Annotated in this window: 14 protein-coding genes and 1 pseudogene; 10 read left to right on the forward strand and 5 right to left on the reverse strand. The window is 70.4% G+C overall.

Translation table 11 applies throughout. The annotated features are described in order from the left end of the window. The first annotated feature begins 77 nt into the window (after positions 1–77). Both ACIF8S_RS22300 and ACIF8S_RS22305 read left to right on the forward strand, forming a co-directional pair. Entirely contained in the window at positions 78–992 is a 915-nt protein-coding gene (locus ACIF8S_RS22300) for an alpha/beta hydrolase (RefSeq protein ID WP_400001150.1), read from the forward strand. Between the two features lie 415 nt (positions 993–1,407). Then, positions 1,408–3,702, forward strand: a complete 2,295-nt coding sequence (locus tag ACIF8S_RS22305; protein ID WP_400001151.1) for a M4 family metallopeptidase — start codon at positions 1,408–1,410, stop codon at positions 3,700–3,702. A 531-nt stretch (positions 3,703–4,233) separates the two neighbouring features. Here ACIF8S_RS22305 and ACIF8S_RS22310 read toward each other — a convergent pair. Together ACIF8S_RS22310 and ACIF8S_RS22315 are read right to left on the reverse strand one after the other, a co-directional pair. Then, positions 4,234–5,031: an alpha/beta fold hydrolase gene (locus ACIF8S_RS22310; RefSeq protein ID WP_400001152.1), complete on the reverse strand. Its 798-nt coding sequence runs from the start codon at positions 5,029–5,031 to the stop codon at positions 4,234–4,236. A gap of 598 nt (positions 5,032–5,629) precedes the next feature. Continuing rightward, the gene (locus ACIF8S_RS22315; RefSeq protein WP_400001154.1) at positions 5,630–6,685 is read right to left on the reverse strand and encodes an NAD(P)-dependent alcohol dehydrogenase; all 1,056 of its coding nucleotides are present in this window, start codon (positions 6,683–6,685) and stop codon (positions 5,630–5,632) included. A 102-nt stretch (positions 6,686–6,787) separates the two neighbouring features. Here ACIF8S_RS22315 and ACIF8S_RS22320 point away from each other — a divergent pair, with 102 nt between their 5' ends. Then, positions 6,788–7,630 carry a helix-turn-helix transcriptional regulator gene (locus ACIF8S_RS22320; protein WP_400001156.1) on the forward strand — a complete coding sequence of 281 codons (843 nt, stop codon included), beginning with the start codon at positions 6,788–6,790 and terminating at the stop codon, positions 7,628–7,630. A gap of 110 nt (positions 7,631–7,740) precedes the next feature. On the opposite strand, the gene ACIF8S_RS22325 is transcribed toward ACIF8S_RS22320, so the two are convergent. Beyond that, entirely contained in the window at positions 7,741–7,983 is a 243-nt protein-coding gene (locus ACIF8S_RS22325; protein ID WP_400001157.1) for an IclR family transcriptional regulator C-terminal domain-containing protein, read from the reverse strand. Next, complete coding sequence (locus ACIF8S_RS22330; RefSeq protein WP_400001159.1) at positions 7,887–8,495, reverse strand: IclR family transcriptional regulator; 609 nt, start codon at positions 8,493–8,495, stop codon at positions 7,887–7,889. Before ACIF8S_RS22330 ends, ACIF8S_RS22325 begins: the two co-directional genes overlap by 97 nt. 60 nt (positions 8,496–8,555) lie before the next feature. On the opposite strand from ACIF8S_RS22330, the gene ACIF8S_RS22335 reads away from it, so the two are divergent. Beyond that, complete coding sequence (locus ACIF8S_RS22335; RefSeq protein WP_400001160.1) at positions 8,556–9,959, forward strand: MFS transporter; 1,404 nt, start codon at positions 8,556–8,558, stop codon at positions 9,957–9,959. On the opposite strand, the pseudogene ACIF8S_RS22340 reads toward ACIF8S_RS22335, so the two are convergent. Then, positions 9,850–10,422: pseudogene (locus tag ACIF8S_RS22340) on the reverse strand (GntR family transcriptional regulator); the annotation flags it as partial. The gene ACIF8S_RS22335 and the pseudogene ACIF8S_RS22340 overlap by 110 nt on opposite strands. Before the next feature lie 96 nt (positions 10,423–10,518). On the opposite strand from ACIF8S_RS22340, the gene ACIF8S_RS22345 reads away from it, so the two are divergent. The 6 genes from ACIF8S_RS22345 (at position 10,519) to ACIF8S_RS22370 (ending at position 16,765) form a co-directional block, all read left to right on the forward strand. After that, a complete protein-coding gene (locus ACIF8S_RS22345) occupies positions 10,519–11,988 on the forward strand; it encodes an MmgE/PrpD family protein (protein WP_400001161.1) in 1,470 nt (489 codons plus the stop codon). Positions 11,989–12,031: 43 nt separating this feature from the next. Beyond that, positions 12,032–12,901 (forward strand): oxaloacetate decarboxylase, encoded by an 870-nt coding sequence (locus tag ACIF8S_RS22350; RefSeq protein ID WP_400001162.1) that lies wholly within the window; start codon positions 12,032–12,034, stop codon positions 12,899–12,901. Next, positions 12,901–14,154, forward strand: coding sequence for an aconitase/3-isopropylmalate dehydratase large subunit family protein (locus ACIF8S_RS22355; protein ID WP_400001164.1), 1,254 nt, complete (start codon positions 12,901–12,903; stop codon positions 14,152–14,154). The genes ACIF8S_RS22350 and ACIF8S_RS22355 overlap by 1 nt, the downstream gene beginning before the upstream one ends. Further along, entirely contained in the window at positions 14,154–14,843 is a 690-nt protein-coding gene (locus tag ACIF8S_RS22360) for a hypothetical protein (protein ID WP_400001166.1), read from the forward strand. The genes ACIF8S_RS22355 and ACIF8S_RS22360 overlap by 1 nt, the downstream gene beginning before the upstream one ends. 74 nt (positions 14,844–14,917) lie before the next feature. Next, positions 14,918–15,613, forward strand: coding sequence for an MBL fold metallo-hydrolase (locus ACIF8S_RS22365; RefSeq protein ID WP_400001168.1), 696 nt, complete (start codon positions 14,918–14,920; stop codon positions 15,611–15,613). A 588-nt stretch (positions 15,614–16,201) separates the two neighbouring features. After that, positions 16,202–16,765: a TIGR03086 family metal-binding protein gene (locus ACIF8S_RS22370; RefSeq protein WP_400001170.1), complete on the forward strand. Its 564-nt coding sequence runs from the start codon at positions 16,202–16,204 to the stop codon at positions 16,763–16,765. Positions 16,766–16,850 lie beyond the last annotated feature (85 nt).

Here is a 16,850-nt window from a genome sequence, read left to right on the forward strand (position 1 = left end):
GTACTAGTTCCACTTCGTACAAGATGTTTCTTGTACTGGACTTCTATGGAACAACGATCTCATGAAGGAAGCCGGCCATGCTCCAGCACCTCACCATTCCGCGCGGCCCCATCAACCTGGCCGCCGACCTCCACCTGCCCGACAACGCCGACGGCCGCGCACCGCTGCCCGCCGTGGTGCTCTCCACACCAGGCAGCAGCGTGAAGGAGCAGATCGGCGCCAACTACGCCTCCCGTCTCGCCGCCCGCGGCATCGCGGCGCTCGTCCTCGACCCCGCCCATCAGGGCCGGAGCGAGGGCGAGCCCCGCGACCTCGAAGACCCTTACCGGCGAGGTGAGGACATCTCCTACGCCATCGACGGGCTCACCACGGCCGTCGGCATCGACCCGCAACGCATCGGCGTCCTAGGTATCTGCGCAGGTGGGGGCTATGCCGTGCACACGGCCCGCACGGACCATCGCATCAAAGCGGTCGGCACGGTCGTCCCCGTCAACATCGGCGCCGCGTTCCGCGGTTTCTCCCCCGACGGCCCGGCGGCGGCACTCGACGGCCTCGCCGACGCGCGTACCGCAGAGGCCCGCTCGGGCGAGACGACCCGGGTGAACTGGCTGCCCGACACCCTGGAGGACGCCACGGCAGCGGGCCTGACCGACATCGACACCCTTCAGGCCGTCACCTACTACCGCACCGAGCGCGGCGGCGCCGAACACTCCACGAACCGGCGTCTGCTGCGCAGTGACTCCCTCCTGCTGGGCTATGACGCCTTCCACCTGGCCGATCAGCTCATGACCCAGCCGCTCCAGGTCGTCCTCGCCGGACGCGTCGGCAACACCGGCTCCTATGACATGGGCATGCAACTGTGGAAGACGGCCTCCCGTCCCGTCGACCTCATGGTGATCGACGGCGCCGGCCACTACGAGATGTACGACGAACCCGCGTACGTCGACGCTGCCGTCGAACGACTCGCCGGCTTCTATGCGAACCACCTGTAAGACGCCCGAAGAGGCACACCGTCCGTCTCGTCGCTGACGCCGTGAGCGTCGTACGCGGCCTCGACGTCCGTCGGCGCTCTCGGGTCGACCGGCGTACCCGGCAGGTCTCGCCCCAGCGGCGGCGTGCGGGGTGGGGAACTTCGTGACAACGCCCGAAATCGATCAGAATCAATCAGGGTCGACCAGGTAAAGATCTGCTCATGATCCAACAGGGCCCTTCGCGACGGCTGTTTCGCCTGTAACGATCACTCCGCTGCAACCCGCACTCGGAGGCATCACCGCCTCCAGCACCCGCATCGGCGGCCGTCACCATCCGTGGACAGCCGAACAGAAGGACCCGGAATTGAGTTCCTCCAGCAACAGGACTGTGTCCCCACAAGGTTCACACCGCCCCGGACGCCGCCTGGCCGCGACCGTGGTGATCACCACCGCGGCCCTGGCGGTTTCCGTGCTGCCCGCCTCCGCCGGTGCCGCGTCCCCTGGCGACACATCGGGGCAACCCCGGTGGGTGGGAGCGCTCCCTCAGGTCGACGCGACGGCCCGGCCAGGGGCCAGGGCCGTCCCCCTGTCGCCCGCCCGACGCCGGCAGTTGCTCGGCCAGGCGGCCGACACGGCGCCGGACACGGCCCGTTCACTGGGCCTCGGCAGTCACGAGACACTGATCCCGAAGAACGTCGTCGAAGACGCCGACGGGACGGTGCACACCCGCTACGACCGCACGTACGCCGGACTGCCCGTGCTAGGTGGCGACCTGGTGGTCCATCAGCAGGGCGGGTCCCTGACCGTCACCTATGCCGCCCAGGGCGAGTTGACCTTGGGGACGACCACGGCCGAGGTGCCCGCGGCCACGGCGAGGAAGTCGGCCCTGAGCAAGGCCTCGGCGGAGGGCACCCGCGAGGCGGACGCGCACGACGCCCCCCGCCGGGTCGTCTGGATGATGGACGGCCGCCCGAAGCTGGCCTGGGAGACGGTCGTCACCGGCGTGCAGCAGGACGGCTCTCCCAGCGAGCGCCATGTGGTGACTGACGCCGCGAGCGGTACCGTCCTGGAAAGCGCCGAACACGTGAAGTCGGCCCAGGGCAACAGCCTCCACAGCGGGCGCGTCACGATCGGTTCCACTCCTCAGGCGGACGGCACCTACGCCCTGATCGACGCCGAGCGCGGTGGCCACCGCACGCTCGACTCGAGCGTCGACTCACGCGGGGTCCTGGTCACCGACGACGACGACGTGTGGGGCGACGGAACGCCGTCGGACCCCCAGACCGCGGCGGTCGACGCGGCGTACGGCGCGCGGATGACGTGGGACTTCTTCAAGGACCGCTTCGGCCGCAACGGCATAGCCGACGACGGCCGCGGCAGCACCTCCCGGGTGCACTACGAGCAGTCACGAGGGGTGCCTCTCGCCAACGCCAACTGGCAGGACGGCTGTTTCTGCATGAGCTACGGCGACGGCGCGGACGGCCAGCACCCGGTGACGTCCCTGGACATCGCCGCCCACGAGATGACGCACGGAGTCACCTCCGCCACGGCCGGGCTGGGCGACTTCGGTGAATCGCCGGGCCTCAACGAAGCGATCAGCGACATGATGGCTGCCGCCGTCGAGTTCTACGCCGACAACCCCCACGACGTGCCCGACTACATGGTGGCCGAGCTGGACGACCTGCACGGCGACGGCAAGCCCATCCGATACATGGACCGTCCCTCGAAGGCCGGCGTCAGCGCGGTCGGTTACGCGCCCCTGGACTACTGGACGCCGGAAGCCAGGTGGAAGGAAGCGCACATGGTGGCCGGGATAGGTGACCACTTCTTCTACCTGCTCGCCGAGGGCAGCGGGCAGAAGACCATCAACGGTGTGGACTACGACAGCCCGACCTACGACAAGCTGCCCGTCGCGGGCATCGGGCGGAGCGACGCCGCCGAGGTGGTGTACCGCGCCCTCACGGTCTACATGACCAGCACCACCGACTACGCGGGCGCCCGCACCGCGACGCTGCAGGCCGCGGCCGACCTGTACGGCTCCCAGGGCGATGCCTACGAGGCCGTCGCCAACGCCTGGGCGGGCGTCAACGTCGGCAACCGTTTCGTCAACCACATCGCCGCGGACCCGCTGCCGACCGAGCCGGTGGCCACCGGCCAGCCGGTCAGCCGCCGGATCAGGGCGTCCAGCACGCGTCCGGGTCCGCTGACCTACTCCGCCCGAAAGCTGCCTCCGGGCCTGTCGATCGACCGCACCACCGGCCTGATCACCGGCACGCCCCGCAAGGCCGGTGACTACCCGTCCTCCCTCGTTGTCACGGACGCGGCCGGGGACACCCGGACGTTCTCCTTCACCTGGACCGCTCTCGAGTCCGGAGGCCACTTCTTCGTCAACCCCACCAGGTACGTGATCCCCCAGTGGGGGGTGGCCGAGTCCCCGCTGGTCTACAAGGGGAAGCCGGGCAAGGCGCCGAGCGACCTCAAGGTCACGGTCGACCTCGACCACGAGTTCAGCAACGCCATGCTGATCGACCTGATCGCCCCCGACGGCACCGTCGTCCCGGTCAAACCCTGGGGACCCTGGGTGCTCACGCCCGAACTGCACGAGACGTACACGGTCGACGCCTCCGCCGTCACGAAGACCGGTACCTGGACGCTTCGGGTCACCGACGCCACACCGGGGCTGTACGACCTGGACCCGGGTCATCTCCAGCGCTGGAGCCTGACCTTCTGAGGATCCGTGACCTCGCCGGTGTTCGGCGCCGGCGGGCTCACCCTGGATGGCGCCGGAAACCGCACGTCACCCGGTACGGGGTGGCGGCTCCCGGCCTGGGTCCGCTGCTCCGCACGGAGGCCGACTGCTTCAGGCGGCGACCCGGGCGTGAACGTGGCGAGGCTCAGGGCGGGTCCGGGCTGGATCTTCTGCCCCCAGGTGGGCGTCTCGTGGCGGGGGGCGCCCATGCTCACCTCTTCCTTGCGCCGCAGATACAGCGAGCGGGCGAGGTAGTTGCGGATGGAGGCGCCTACGGGCGGCGGCCGCCGTCGGCCGTAGGTCGCGGGGCGCGCGGCACCGTCGGCCCTGTGAAGCACTCTTGAGCGGCGACCAGTTGTGGACGCACGCGGGGTGAGGCCGCCTGCCGGTGTCGATGGGGGAGGGGCGCGTCAACGCTCACCGAACCGTCCCTCGTCGGGGGAGCGGGAAGTACAAGGAACCTCTGCCCGCGTCACCCGGGCTCGGTGCCGGCACCGAGCCCGGGTGAGGGTGTCAGTGGGTGCTGCGGGAAGCGTCCTCGATGATCTTCGTGACGGCGCCGGGGCGGCTGACCATCACCGCGTGGGAGGCGTTGACCTCCTCGGTGTGGGCGTGGGCCCGCTTGGACATGGACCGCTGGAGGTCGGTGGCGATCGCCTTGTCCTGACGGGTGATGAGGCTCCAGGAGGGGATGCTGCGGTAGGCCTCGGTGACGCTGGCGTCGGTCACCGCGTTGGTGTTGGCGGGCCGCTGCGCGGCCGCGAGGTTCGCGGCCGTGGTCCTGTCGACGTCACCGGCGAAGGCCTCCCGGAAGTGGGCCGGGTCGATCGAGACCTCCGTGCCGCCGGGGACGTCGGTGGAGACGAGGGGGAGCGGAGGCGAGGACTTCGCGGCCAGGTCGCCCACCGTCTCGCCCTTGGCGGGGATGAAGCCGGCGATGTAGACGAGAGCCTTGACGTCGGGGTCCGAGGCCGCGGCGTTGGTGATCACGGCACCACCGTAGGAATGGCCGACCAGGACGACCGGGCCGTCGATGGTGGCGAGGTAGCTGGAGACGTACGCGGTGTCGCTGGTCAGTCCCTGCAGAGGGTTGGCGATGGCCCGCACCGGATAGCCGTCCGCGCGCAGGCGCTCCATCACGGATGACCAGCTGGAGGAGTCCGCCCAGGCTCCGTGGACGAGGACCACGGTCGGCTTCGGGAAGGCCGTCCGCTCACCGCTGGACGTTGCTACGGCCGGTGCCGTGGCGGCGCCCAGGAGGGCGAGGGCGCCTGCGGCGAGGGCGACGCGACGTGAGATACGAAGACGCATGACGTGTCCTATCGGTCATAAGGGAACGGCGGGTCGCGACCGGAAGGACCTGACCCGACGCTCGTGTGAGGGAGAACGTTCGGTACACCGATTAGACGCCGCCATCCGTGCGGAGTCAAACCGAACGTTCTCCCTCACGCGGAGGCCGGGTGACGAAACCGCACGGAGTTTGCTGCGGAGCGCGCTGCCGCGACCCGGCGTTCCTCACCACGCTCGAGCCGTGCAGGACGGGAGCGGCGGGGGCCCTCGGCCCGTATCGATGGCGCTGTGGAGGACGGCGGCGTTGTTCGGCGACTTCGCTCGATGTGCGCCGATCTTCCGGTACGGGTGGCGCGGCCACCGCAAGTCGCCCTGCGGGCCCACCGTCGGCCAGGTCGCTGACGGCCGCCGGCCACTTCCGAGAGGTGTCGCGGGCCGAGTTCGCCCGCGTAACCGAAGTGCTCAGCGCACGAGCCTCGCAGGCCCAACGACCGACATCTGCTGGATCGCTGACGTCCGTCGGCGCGGGGGTGACGCGGCCGGTTCCCGAGTCCGGTCGAGACGCCCCCGCACCGACTGTGGGCTGCTCGGCTCCGGTTGTCGTGTCGGCTCGGAAGGCTCAGCCGACTTCGATCACGATCTTGCCGAACAACCCGCCGGAGGTCTGGGCCGTGTACGCGGCTGGAGCGTCGCGGAAGTCGATCCGGCGGTCGATCACCGGGTGGATGTCCTGGGTCTCCACATACCGCACAAGATCGCGGTGCATGGCCTCGCTGCCGACTGCGACGCCGCGGAGGCGAGCCTGCTTGCCGAGCAGGGCGTATCCGTCCAGCGGGCCCCCAGCCGCATCGAACAGGCCGAGGGTGGCGATCTCACCGCCCGGCGCGAGGGCGGCCAGTGCCTGGGGCAGGATGGACACGCCGACGCTGTCGACCACCTTGTCCACGCCTCCGGACAGCGCGAAGACCGCGTCGCCCCAGTCCTGTCCGGTCCGGCCGTCGACGTAACCGGCAGCGCCGAGGCGAACCAGGGCCTCACCCGCGGCGTTGTTCCGCACACTCGCGTAGACCTGGGCGCCGGCCGCGCGAGCGAACTGCAGGGTGGCGAGCGCGACGCCGCCGCTGCCGATCACCAGTACGGTGCTGTCAGCAGTGATCGGGTGGTCTCCGTAGAGGGCGTTCCAAGCGGTCAGGGCCGCCACGGGCAGGGTGGCTGCCTCGGTGTGGTCGAGGTTGGCGGGTGCGCGCATGACGCGTCGGGCCGGAAGGACGACGTACTCGGCGAGCACCCCGTCCTCGTGCAACGCGCCCAGTCCCAGGCCCATGGCGGCCGGCGGGGGGCCGTCGCTCCAGTCGAGCACGTGCAGGTCGGTGACGCGGTCACCCACATTCCAGCCCGTGACCTGCGGACCGACGGCGTCTATCTCACCGGCGACGTCCGACAACGGAATAAGATCCTTCCCCGGCAGCCGGCCGAAAGGCCCCTTGAGGATCAGGTGGTCGCGGTAGTTCATCGAGATCGCCCGGACGCGCACGCGGACCTCGCCGGGGCCCGGTACGGGAACGGGCGCCTCGTCCAGGACGAGGTCGGCGGCATCGGTCGCGTCCGCCGGCAGTATCCAGCGGTGCATCAACGGCGTGGAGGCTGCGCTGTCGCCGGTGTGAAGGGAAGTCATGGGTTCCTTTCTACGGAGGTCGCGGGCACCGGGCGAGGTCTGGACGAACCTGGTTACGGCAGGACCAGTCAGGGGGTGTCCGTAGGCCGCTACGCTGGAGGAATGCCACGCGACCGCGCCGCGCTCGGAGCGTTTCTGCGCTCCCGCCGGGACCGTCTCACCCCGTCACAGGCCGGCATCGAGCCCTTCCCCGGAGCGAGACGGGTGCCGGGACTGCGCCGGGACGAGCTGGCCGTAGCGGCGGGCGTGAGCCCGGACTACTACAGCCGGCTCGAACAGGGACGCCAGGCGAACGTGTCCGCAGGAGTGCTCGAGGCGCTGGCCCGGGCCCTGCGCCTGGACGAGGTCGAGCGGGCTCACCTCCGTGACCTGGCCGCGCCCACCGCCCCGCACCGGCCGGCGACCTCAGGTACGGTCCAGCGCCCCGATCCTGGGCTGCTGCGGCTCATGCACACCCTCCACCACGTCCCGGTGCTGTTGCTCGGCCATCGCGGCGAGGTTCTTGCCCGCAACGCCTTGCTCCCACAGATCCTGGGCAGCCCACTGGAGCCAGGCGCATCATTCGTCCGCTACATGTTCCAAGAGCCCATCGCCCGTGAGCGGATCGTCAACTGGCCCGACTTCGCCTCAGCCACTGTCGCCACCATGCGCCGTGAGATCGCCCGCCGTCCGCACGACCAGCGTCTCACCGCGCTCGTGGACGAGCTGCGCGCCACCGACCGCGACGTCGCCGGATGGTGGGACGATCACGGGGTCCGCGACTATGCGTCGGTGAGCAAACGTATCCAGCACCCCACCGCCGGGCCGTTGTCCTTCGACATCGAAATCGTCTGCGCGCCCCATGAACCGGATCAGCGTCTTGTCGTCTACACCGCCGAGCCCGACTCTCCGACCGCCCACGTCCTGCCGATGCTGGCCAGTTGGAACGCCGTGTCGCACCGCTGACCGGCCTGACCGGCCGCAATTCCGTGAACCCCTCCGCCCACATCCCCTTGGCGCTCCACATCCCGGCCATGCACCGGAGACGGCCAGTTCACGGCTTTCTGCGGAATCCTTCACACGCGTACTGGGGAGGCGCTGACGAGAACGAGCGGCCCGCAGCGTTCGGTGAGCGTGGCGGTGAAGGCGATGGCCCGCTCAGCGGTCCAGCGGTCGGTGGGACCGGAGACGGCCACCGACGCCACGGGGTGACCTTCTGGACTCAGGACGGGGACCGCGATGCCGCGCAGGCCCGGATGGTTCGCTCCGGTGGAAAGGGCGAACCCCTGGTTTCGGATCGTCGCGAGGCCGTCAAGCATCTCCTGCGTGGTGTCACCCTGCTCCGCGCGGGAGAGCACGGCGCGGTGATCTCGTCAGGTGGCAGGTGGGCCAGAATGGCGCGGCCGCTGGCGCCGCGGTGCAGTGGGGTGGTCGACCCGAGCCGGGCGGTTCGGCGCAGCTCGTAGTCGCTTTCCGCACCGAGGACCAGGACCGCTTCGTCACCGGCCCGAACGTGCAGGGTAGCGGTCTCCCGAGACAGCTCGGCCAGCTCGCGTAGGACCGGACGGGCGGCTGCATAAAGGTCGGCCCGCGGCATCACCGCTGCCGACAGGGCCGTCAGCGCGCTGCCGATGGTGTAGCCGCCCAAGTCGTGGTGTGTCAGGTACGACTCCTCCTGGAGTACGCGCACCAGGCGGTAGGCGGTGGACTTGGTGAGGCCGGCGGAGTCGGCGAGGTTCTGGAGGCTGACGGGCGCACCGGAGGCGGCCACCGCTTCCAGCAGGCGCAGCGCGCGACGGGCGGTGTTCCCGCCCTCGGTCCGTCCTGCCACGACTATCACCTTGTTCTGAAGGATGGAACTTCTGTTCTCAGTATGTGGAACCATAAAGATGTGCTGCCCGTCGGCCGCTGGCACCGGCGTGTCCTTGTCGTGGTGGGCCTGGGCTCCTTCTTCAACTTCTTCGAAGTGGCCCTGGGCAGTCTGCTCATTCCGCTGCTGCCTGAGGGCTGGGCCGCGAGCAGTACGGACAAGTCGCTCCTGATCGGCGCGACCTTCGTGGGCGAACTCGTCGGAGCGCTGCTGCTGTCCGGGCTGGCCGACCGGTACGGCCGGCGCCGCATGTTCCAGATCAACCTGGTCAGCTACGCGGTGCTGTCGGTGGCCGCGGCCTGCGCCCCGGGTGCGACGTCCCTGATCGTGCTGAGGGTCCTGCTCGGTGTCGGCCTGGGCGCCGAACTGGCCTTGGTCGACACGTACTTGACGGAGATGATGCCTGCGGCGCGGCGCGGCCGGATGCTCGCCTCGGCCTACGCGTTCGGGATGCTCGCCGTTCCCGTGGCAGGAGTGCTGGCCGCGAAGCTGCCGTCCTCGATCGCCGGGGTGGACGCTTGGAGGTGGCTGATGACGCTCGCCGGGGCGGGAGCGGTCAGCGTCTGGCTGCTGCGCCGCAGGCTGCCCGAGTCCCCGCGCTGGCTGGCCCTGCACCGCCCCGATCAAGCCCTTGAAGCTGTTGCCCGGATCGAATCGGACGCCAGCCGCGGTCGGACCGGCACCGTGCCAGACCGTCCCGACGACGCCGCTCCGGTCGCTCGCCACGTCGCCGGTCCCACACGGGACGCCCTGCGTTTGTGGGGTCCGGCGTTGCGGCACCGCACCGCCTTGCTGTGCGTGATGGAGACCCTGGGCCCGATCGGATTCTACGGTTTCTCCTCCATCGCCCCGCTGGTCCTGCTGCACAAGGGGTTCACCGTGGTCGAGTCGCTGTCGTACACGGCGCTCACCGCGCTCGGCTACCCACTGGGATGCGTCCTGCTGATGTGGATGGCCGAGCGGATCCAGCGCAGGACTCTCGTGGTGGTCACGTCACTGCTGGTGGCCGCGGCCGGAACGGTGTTCGGGCTGGCCACCAGCGTATGGGTGATCGTGCCCGCGGGGCTGCTGACTTCGCTGGCCGGCGTCGTCAACGCGACCGTTTCGCGGTCGTACGGCGCGGAGCTGATGCCCACCCGCGCTGCTCGGGCCGCGGACGAACGCCGCACCGCTGGAGGGAATCTGACCGGTGCCGGGCTCAGTCGTGCTCGGGCGGTACGAGCAGGCGGCGGAAGTCCGCCTGCCCGCCTGCCCGGTGCGCGGTCAGCAGGCGCAGCGCGCGCGGCACGTCGTTCTGCTCGAAGGCGTTCACGATGCCCTCGTGCTCGTCGAGCACAGCCCGCGCCCGCTCGTGCTCGCCTGCCGCTGCCGCCCGCCGGTAGGACAGGGCGCGGTGCGGTTCGAGGGCTTCCCACAGCTGGGTGACGAAGCGGAGCAGCCACTCGTTGTCGCAGCGGTCGAGCAGGGAGAAGTGAAAACGCCGGTTGGCGGCGATCACGGCCAGCACGTCGGCTGCTTCCGCAGCGGCGGACTGTTCGATCAAAGCGGAGCGCATGGCGGCGACGTCCTGTTCGCGCAGCCGGGCCGCGGCGCACTGCTCGGCCTCGGCCTCCAGCAGCTCGCGGACCCGGAAGATGCCCTGGACGCCGGCCGGGCTGAGTTCGGTGACGGTGTAGCCGCGCTGCGGCACGTAGGTGACGATGCCCTCGCCCGCGAGTGTCTTGAGTGCCTCGCGTACCGGGATGACGCTGAGCCCCAGCTGCTCCGCGGCGGCGCTCTGCCGGATCGGGGCGCCGGGTGCCAGGTCGCCGCGCACGATCGCGTCGCGCAGCTCGACGAGGGCCGCGGCCTCGGCGGTGCGGGGAAGAGAAGTTCGTCTCAGTGCCACTCGACCATCCTAGGCGGGAAGTAGATGTTATAAATTGTAATGAGCCGTTGAGGCGGCTTCTCCTGCCACTACCGCGCATCACTGGAGGTGAGAGCGGTGTCCACATCAGCACCGACACCGACGGCCACTGAAAAGTCCGCCGCCCCGCACCGGCCCACCGATCCCGACGGCCCCACGGGCCGTCTGTCCGAATGGCTGGCCGCCACCACTCTGAACGACATCCCGGCGTCCACGCGCGAGCGCGGCGCCCACCTCATCCTCGACGGCCTGGGCTGCGCCCTCATCGGCGCACAGCTGCCTTGGTCCCGCCGGGCCGTTGACGGCGTCCTGGCCATGGAGGACGCCGGAAGCACCCCGGTGATCGGCTGGGGACGCGACACCAGCGGCCCGGCCGCCGCCGTCCTGAACGGCACGTTCATCCAGGGCTTCGAGCTGGACGACTACTACCCGCGCGCCCCGCTGCACAGCGCCTCGCTGGTGCTGCCCGCCCTGCTGTCCACGGCCGTGGCACGCGACGACGTGCGCGGGGCGGACTTCCTGCGCGCTGCCCTGCTCGGCTTCGAGACCGGACCGCGCGTCGGCCTCGCCCTGCACGGCCCGCAGATGCTCTCGCGCGGCTGGCACTCCGGCTCCGTCTTCGGCACGCACGCCGCGGCGGCCGCCTGTGGTGCGCTGCGCGGCCTGGACGCCGCCGGCTTCGAGGACGCCCTGGGGCTGGCCGCCACCCAGTCCGCCGGACTGATGGCCGCCCAGTACGAGGCGATGTCCAAGCGCATGCACCACGGTCTGGCCGCCCGCAACGGCTTCTACGCCGCAGGTCTGGCGCAGGCCGGATACACCGGCATCAAGCGGGTCTTCGAGCGGCCCTACGGCGGCTTCCTGTCCACCTTCGGCGAGGGCCACGATCCGGACGCCACCCAGATCACCAAGGACCTGGGCTCCACCTGGCACACCGAGGCCATCACCGTGAAGATCCACGCGGCAATGGGCGGACTGCACCCGGCCATCGACGCCGCCCTCTCCCTGAGGGCCGAGCACAACCTCGCGGCCGGCGACATCGCGTCCGTCCGCATCCAGGTGCCCGACGCGATCTATCACCACGGCTGGTGGCTGCCCGAGCGCCCGCTGACCACCATCGGCGCGCAGATGAACATCGGCTACGCGGTCGCCGTGGCCCTGCTCGACGGGCAGGTGAGCCCCGCGCAGTTCCATGACGCGTGCATCGACTCCGACGCCGTCTGGCAGCTGATCGAGCGCACCGAGGTGTTCCTGGACGACACCCCGCAGGACCCCGACTGGGCGGATCCCGGCTACAACACCCGCGTGACCCTCACCCTGCGGGGCGGCGAACAGCTCACACGTGCGCTCAACCAGCCGCACGGCGGCCCCGACGACCCGCTGACCAACGCCGAGATCCGCGACAAGTACCGGGCCCTGACCGCCCAGGTCATCGACACCCCCCGCGCCGCCGAGATCGAGCGACTCGTCCTCGACCTGGAGAACACCGACCACCTCGACGATCTCATCGGCCTGCTGGCCGCTCCCGTTCGCGGCGCCCTCGACTAGATCCCGAAGGACTCGTCACCGCACGTGAAGGAACGACGACACCATGACCACCACCCCAGGCACCCGGCTGCGAACCTTGATCGATCAACATCAACTCACCCTGGCACCCGGCGTGTTCGACGGTCTGAGCGCATCTCTCGTCGCTCGTACCGGTTTCAACGCCGCCTACCTGACCGGCGCCGGGGTCGCGGTCGCCGGATTCGGCCTGCCCGACATCGGGCTGCTCACCCAGAGCGAGATGACCGACCGCACCCGCGTCGTCGTGGAAGCACTGGGCGACCTGCCGCTGATCGCCGACGCCGACACCGGATACGGCGCCCCGATGAACGTGGTGCGCACGGTGCGCGCCTACGAACGCGCCGGTGTCGCCGCCATCCAGCTCGAGGACCAGGCGATCCCCAAGAAGTGCGGCCACCTGCCTGACAAGGAACTCATCTCCGCCGACGCCTTCGCGGACAAACTGGACGCCGCCCTGCAGGCCCGCACGGACGCGTTGATCGTCGCCCGGACCGATGCCCGCGGCCCGCTCGGCATCGACGCGGCCATCGAGCGTGCCCACCGCTATGCCGCCGCCGGCGCGGACGTCCTCTTCGTCGAGGCCCCCGAGTCCCTCGAGGAGATCGAGAAGATCGCCGCGTCCATCGAGGCACCCCTGCTCATCAATATGGTCCAGGGCGGACTGACCCCCGACACCGCACCGGAGCGGCTCGCCGCCCTCGGCTACCGGATCGCCATCCACCCCGGCGCACTGCTCGCGCCGTATGTCCAGCACGGACTGGAGGCCCTGGGGCGCCTCGGGGGCACCACGCCCGGGACCACCGTCGGCCCGCAGGGCCTGTTCGAACTCGTCGGCCTGCGCGAGTGGTCCGCGATCGGCGAGCGCTACCGCGACGACGCCAGGGAGGTCTCCTGATGGCCATGACCATGATCGAGAAGATCCTCGCCCGCAAGGCCGGAGTCGAGGAGGTCCGGCCGGGGCAGACAGTGGTGTGCGACGTCGACATGACCGTCATGATCGACCTGCAGTTCGCCACCGGCTGGGTCCAGCCCTTGAAGATCAACGACCCGGACAAGGTCGCGGTCGTCATGGACCACGCGGTGCCCGCGCCGAACGTCCAGGACGCGATCGGCGGCACCCACGCCCGTGCCTTCGCCCGTGACTTCGACATCGAGAAGTTCTACGACGTGGGCCGGCACGGCATCTGTCACCAGGTGATCGCCGAGAACGGGCTAGCCCGACCAGGCGAGATTCTGGCCTGTACCGACTCCCACACCTGCGCGGGCGGCGCCTACAACACCGCCGCCCGGGGCCTGGGGCCGGCCGAGGTGTACTCCATCCTGTGCACCGGAAGGACGTGGTTCCAGGCCGCGCCGACCGTTCGCTACGAGTTCACCGGCACCAAGCCGGACGCCGTGTCCGGCAAGGACATCTTCCTGCACATCGCGGGCACGTACGGGGACGCCACCAACCACAACCTGGAGTACGGCGGCCCCGGCCTCGCCTCGATCCCGATGAACGACCGGCGGACCATCGCCACCCAGGGCGCCGAGATCTCCGCCGACTTCTCCACCTTCCCCATCGACGACCTGGCCCGTGCCTTCCTCGCCGACCACGGTGCCCCGCCGGACAGCTACGTCGCAGCCGACGCCGACCCCGACGCCAGTTACGCGGCCGTGCGTACCGTCGACCTGTCCGCCCTCGAGCCTCACGTCGCCCGGCCCGGCACCGTCAGCGACAACTCGCTGCCGATATCGGCGATCGAGAAGCGGCCGGTCAACCAGTGTTTCATCGGCTCCTGCGCCAACGGTCAGCTCGAGGACCTGCGCATCGCCGCAGAGATCGTGCGCGGACGCCAGGTCGCCCCCGGTGTACGCCTGCTGATCACCCCGGCATCCCAGCAGGTCTACAAGGACGCGCTGCGCGCCGGCTACATCCAGGACCTCGCCGACGCCGGAGCCGTGGTCACCAACTCCACCTGCGGTGCGTGCTTCGGCTACCACATGGGGCTGCTCGCCCCCGGCGAGGTCTGCCTGACCTCCTCCACCCGCAACTTCACCGGCCGCATGGGCAGCCCCGAAGCAGAGATCTACATGGCCTCCCCGGCCACCGTCGCCGCCTCCGCACTCACCGGCCGCGTCACCGACCCGCGAGGGGAGCTGAACTGATGGACACCCAACTCACCGGAAAGGTCTGGGTCGTCGGCGATTCCGTCACCACCGACGCCATGTACCCCGCCTTCGCCATGAAACTGCCCGTTCCCGAGGCCGCACGGCACATCTTCTACGAACTCCGCCCCGGCTGGACCGACCAGGTGGTCCTCGGCGACATCGTCGTCGCGGGCCGTAACTTCGGGCTCGGCTCCTCGCGCCCCGTCGCCGCGCTCTTCCGCGAACTGGGCGTCGCGGCGCTGGTGGCCGAGGAGTTCAACTCCCTTTTCCTGCGCAACTGCATCAACCACGGACTGCCCGCCCTGACGGTCCCCGGAGTGACCTCGGCCTTCACGGACGGCGCCACGATGCGCCTGGACTTCGCCGAAGGGTGGGTCGAGAACCCGGAGCGGGGCGTGCGCCTGACCGGGGCGCTCTGCCGCCGCTGGTGCTCGACATCCTCAAGGCCGGCGGCATCCTGCCCAAGCTGGCCCGCGAGGGCTACGTCCCGATTCCACCCCAGGCAACCCCTTGAGCCCGGTGGCGCGAGCTCGGGAAGACGGTGGAGCACCCTGCCCCACGCGACCAAGTTCTGCGGGGCACCGGTGCAGGCGTCTCCCCGGTCGAGCCCACCGCGGTCCGCGACGCTCTCCTGCTCACCGTCACTCAGGCCACACGACCCGGCGTGCTGCGCACGGTCAACCTGAGAAGGCCGCCGCGGGCGTCGACCGAGCCGTCGCCGGCCCACCCCTCACAGCTGCTCACCCTCTGGAGCCATACCATGCATGACCGCATCGCCCCCGGCGTCACCCGCATCGTCACCAGCAAACGCGACAACGCCTTCCTCGTCGACGGGGACGACGGCTTCACCCTCGTCGATGTCGGCTGGGCAAAGGCACCTGCCGCCCTGCTCGACACCGTTGCCGCCCTGGGTCGCAAGCCCTCGGACATCCGCCGTGTCGTGCTCACCCACGCCCACCCCGACCACGTCCAGGGCGCTGCGGAACTACGCCGCCACACCGGCGCCCAGATCCTCATCCACGCCGCCGACCGACCCTGGCTCGAAGCCGGACGTGTTCCCGCCGAAGGGCGCTGCGGTGCACTGGGCCGCTTCGTCGACCGACTGCCCGCCTTCCACTGGACCCCGGTCGCGGCGGACGGAACGGTTACCGACGGCGAGGTCGTCGACCGCTCGGGCGGGCTGCGGGTCATCCACACCCCGGGGCACTCGCCCGGCCACATCGTGCTGTTCCACGAACCGAGTAGCGCCCTCCTGGTGGGCGACGCGGTGTTCAACCGGGGCAAGCTGGCCCTCGGCCCCGCCGCCCTGGCCGCTGACCCGAACCTCCGTCCGGCCGGTCTCCAGCGTCTGCCCCACCACGTTTCCACCGTTGGGTTCGCCCATGGTGCTCCGCTGAGCAGCGCCCACGTCCCCCAATTCCAGGAGTTCCTCGCCGGCCTGCCACAGCACCACTGACGACCAGTTCCGGCATCGGACGACGACCGACTGGGCGGTTCGTGAGTCGCTGGATGGGTCCGCCGTGGTGCGCCCGTGAGCACGACAACCGAAACCTCGCGTGGCGACGAGACCGACGCCGCGCGCCGTTTCGGGCGTGCGGCCATCACCCAGAAGCGGGCAGATCAGGAAACCGGAGAAGCGCCTGGACGTGCGTCTGGTGGCGCGCACGCACGGGTCACCCACCCTGACCGACGCGGGGCAGTCGCTGCTTCCCCGTGGCCCGGGTGGCAGCCGTGGAAGCGACGCGTCAGGGCTGTCGGCACCGTGTCGGAGTTCCGACAGTCCTTGGGGACATGGAACGCTTCGGCGGAGCTTCCACCGCCGGAGGCCAGGGCCTGCGGGGCCCCGGCACCTTCGCCCTGATGGTGGCGGCTCATACGGACGAGGTGCGGCGCACCCTCGCGGCAGGGACGCGGCCCGGTCGGCTCCTGCGCAGGAGAGGACGCGGCCCGGACGGGCACACCGGCTCCGACGACACCAGCCTGCAGGGCGATTCGGCTGCGGGCCGGGCCGGGGGCGACGAAGACCGTCGCGTAGCGTATCCGCATGACGCATCCATCCCTGCGGATGATTCCCGACGCCGTCGCCCGTTTCGGAGCACGCGTGCACGCGGTCGACGGCGATCGGTGGAACGACGCGACGCCCTGCACCGAGTGGACGGTCCGGGATCTGGTCAACCACCTCGTCGCCGAACACCTGTGGGTGCCGCACCTGCTCGCCGGTGAGACCCTGGCGCAGGTGGGCGACCGCTACGACGGCGATGTGGTCGGCGGGGATCCCGTGCGCGCCTGGGACGAGGCCGCCGGGCGTTCTCTCGCCGCGTGGAAGGCCGCAGACCTGTCCGGCACGGTCCGTTTCTCCTTCGGTGAGGCCCCGCTGACCGTGTACGCGGACCAGATCCTCGTCGACCTGACCGTCCACGAGTGGGACCTGGCGCGCGGCAGCGGCCAGGACGAGGTGCTCGACCCGGTCGCGGTCGACCACAGCCTGGCCTACGCGCGCGCCAACGTGGTGCGCATGGCAGGCCTGGGCATCCTCGCCCCTCCGGTGCCCACCACCAGCACCGACCCGGCCGTCCAGCTCCTGTCCCTGTTGGGGCGAGCCGTCTGACGGTCCCCCGTACGCACCCGTGACCGTCCCGGCGGCGGGGCCGCACGATGGTGGTCTCGGGTGCAGCTGGTTCCGTACCCATTTA

It is taken from the genome of Streptomyces sp. NPDC085937 (genome assembly GCF_044540535.1).
GTDB lineage: Bacteria > Actinomycetota > Actinomycetes > Streptomycetales > Streptomycetaceae > Streptomyces.

Excerpts from the sequence above, each read along its gene's own strand:
- ACIF8S_RS22350 (WP_400001162.1), top strand. The coding sequence starts at position 12,032 with ATGACCACCACCCCAGGCACCCGGCTGCGAACCTTGATCGATCAACAT.
- ACIF8S_RS22315 (WP_400001154.1), bottom strand. The coding sequence starts at position 6,685 with ATGACTTCCCTTCACACCGGCGACAGCGCAGCCTCCACGCCGTTGATG.
- ACIF8S_RS22355 (WP_400001164.1), top strand. The coding sequence starts at position 12,901 with ATGGCCATGACCATGATCGAGAAGATCCTCGCCCGCAAGGCCGGAGTC.
- ACIF8S_RS22370 (WP_400001170.1), top strand. The coding sequence starts at position 16,202 with ATGACGCATCCATCCCTGCGGATGATTCCCGACGCCGTCGCCCGTTTC.
- ACIF8S_RS22300 (WP_400001150.1), top strand. The coding sequence starts at position 78 with ATGCTCCAGCACCTCACCATTCCGCGCGGCCCCATCAACCTGGCCGCC.
- ACIF8S_RS22365 (WP_400001168.1), top strand. The coding sequence starts at position 14,918 with ATGCATGACCGCATCGCCCCCGGCGTCACCCGCATCGTCACCAGCAAA.
- ACIF8S_RS22325 (WP_400001157.1), bottom strand. The coding sequence starts at position 7,983 with ATGCTTGACGGCCTCGCGACGATCCGAAACCAGGGGTTCGCCCTTTCC.
- ACIF8S_RS22320 (WP_400001156.1), top strand. The coding sequence starts at position 6,788 with ATGCCACGCGACCGCGCCGCGCTCGGAGCGTTTCTGCGCTCCCGCCGG.
- ACIF8S_RS22360 (WP_400001166.1), top strand. The coding sequence starts at position 14,154 with ATGGACACCCAACTCACCGGAAAGGTCTGGGTCGTCGGCGATTCCGTC.
- ACIF8S_RS22310 (WP_400001152.1), bottom strand. The coding sequence starts at position 5,031 with ATGCGTCTTCGTATCTCACGTCGCGTCGCCCTCGCCGCAGGCGCCCTC.